Origin of the sequence: Streptomyces sp. NPDC058864, assembly GCF_042742985.1 — a bacterium.
Lineage (GTDB): Bacteria > Actinomycetota > Actinomycetes > Streptomycetales > Streptomycetaceae > Actinacidiphila.
The window spans coordinates 1-2,331 of the sequence record NZ_JBHYMQ010000152.1; the positions used below are offsets into that span (position 1 = coordinate 1).

1 protein-coding gene is annotated in these 2,331 nt (G+C 64.3%); it reads left to right on the top strand.

Going from position 1 to position 2,331, the window contains the following annotated elements; translation table 11 throughout:
• The coding region (locus ACFW3D_RS42045; protein ID WP_500513764.1) for an FG-GAP repeat domain-containing protein at positions 1–1,467 on the top strand (1,467 nt) is incomplete at its 5' end.
• Between the last annotated feature and the right edge of the window lie 864 nt (positions 1,468–2,331).

The following is a 2,331-nucleotide window of genomic DNA, read 5'->3' on the forward strand; positions in this document are numbered from 1 at the left end:
CTGTCCGCAGCCGGGCCCAGCCTGTCCGGCCTGCTCACACATGCGCGGCTCACGCCGTTTCGCGTAGATCATTTCGCTGAGAAAACCTCAGTGACTGTGGCAAAATTGGCATCCCTGCTGGCTGACGCCGGCGTCACGGGCATAGGCACCTTTACCTGGTATGTCCGTGCCGAAGACGCCACCACCACCAGCGCGTGGAGCACCCAATGTCACTTTGGCTTCGACAGCACCAGGCCGAGCAATCCGCCGACCGTGATGTCAACGCAGTTCCCCGACGGGTCCGACGGTTGGCCCGAGAACACCAGCCCCGTCCGAACTGAAGGCACGTTCACTCTTGGCAGTGGTGGTATCGGCGACGTTGCCAAGTACGAGTACTGGACCGACTGGGACCCCACGGTGCGTACCGCCACCCCTGAGACGCCCGGTGGCCCCAAGGACGTCAAGCTGACCCCTGCCTCCGCCGGAACTCACTTCCTCTACGTCCGCAGCCTCGATCGCGGCAACAATCTCTCGGACCGCGCGGCCTACTTGTTCTACGTGAACAGCCTGAACCTCAAGGATGAGCCGGGCGACCTCAACGGCGACGGCAACAGCGACATGTACGGCGTACGCACCGACGGCACCCTGCGGCTGTACCCCGGCAGCGGCAACGGTTCCCCGAGCGTCTATTCCGTCGCCAGCACAACCAACTTCAGCGGCGCATCCATCACCCACCGCGGCGACTGGACCGACGACGGCTACGAAGACCTGATCGCCACCAGCGGCACAAGTGGGAACAAGACCCTCCAGATCTACCCCAACAACGGCTACGGCAACCCCTGCACCACCACCGGCGAAGAGCCCCCGAGCGGCAGCAGTACCTGCACCATGGGCCGTCAGGAACTCACCGTCTACGACCCTGCCAACAACCACTGGCAGAACGCCGATCAGATCCTGGCGATCGGCGACGTGGACGGCCCCCTGGACGCCGACGGAGACGGAACCATCGACGTCCCCGGCTTCCCTGACGTCTTGGTCAAGGAAGGCGACCGCCTGTGGCTGTACTACGGCTCCAACAGTTTCTACCTTGACGAAACCCTGGAACCAGTCCTCATCGGGGACGCATCATGGTCCGGCTACGACATCACCGCCCCAGGCGACGTCGACAACAACGGATACGTCGATCTCATCGGCCGCAACAAGACCAGCGGCGCCTTGTACTTCTACCCAGGCACCGGCCCCGCCGGAGAAGGCCTCGGCACCGTGACCACACGCATCCAGATCGCGACAGACTGGACCGCAGCCAACAAGCCACTCATCACATCGGGCGGCGACGCCGACAACGACGGCAAACCCGACCTGTGGGCAACCAGCCCAGAAACCGGCAAGGCCCTATACTTCTACCCCAAATTGACGAGCACCGGATATGGAACACCCGTGCTGGTCGGCGTCTCCTCAGGCTGGCTTGACTTCCAGACGCTGAGCTGACGGCAACCGCTCGTTTCGGCTCCGGGTTCGCGCTGGGATCCCCCGACGCGAACCCGGAGCTCGGTACGCTCGCTGCCGCGCGGCACGACCCGTCCATGCCGACCACGTGGATCCGCAAAGAACTGCTGACCTACATGCCCAAGGACGCAGCGGAGTCCTCAACAGAGCAGCCGAAATAGCCTTCCTGGAAGCGCCTGAGGAACTTGCACACCTTACGCAGGGAATCAACCAGCTCGCGCACAACCTCGCTGACCACCCCTTGGCCGCCATGCCGGTGAGCGGGCGTCGACGCTCGTTCGGTGTGTGGCTGGGGGGCCGCCCAGGGTCCGATTTCCGGTAGTTCCTGTGGTCGCTGACGGGACAACTACTGCCAGCGGCGCGGCGATACCTGAACGGTGACCCATCGTCGACTCGGCCAACATCTACTCAGGTCCCCTGCGGAGACGCACGCCGTGGCACACGGACTCGGCGCCCGCAGGAGCACGTTGTCCGGGCCAGGTGACGTCATGCGGCGGTGTCAATGAACCCGAAGGGGCGCAGCAGGCCCTCACGGACGTCCCACGCTCACCGCAACGGAGTGGCACGTTTCTGCGGCACGTCGGGTGACATCTTTTCCTGCCCGCGCCAACGCGACGGGGGGCGAAGAACTCGGCGGGGTAGGCGCGGGACATGTCCGGCAGCCATCGTGAATGCCGTCAGATAGCCAGCAGAACTGGAAGCTGAGAGGTAGGGCAGGTCAACCTCACCCAAACCTGCAGCAGACCCTTTCGGATGGCGTCCCTTCTTGTGGTGTAGCCGATCATCCGGAGGTTGTGTTCGTGGTGTTGGGGAGTGTGGGGGCGCCTTTCGGGAGCTCGGCGGGGT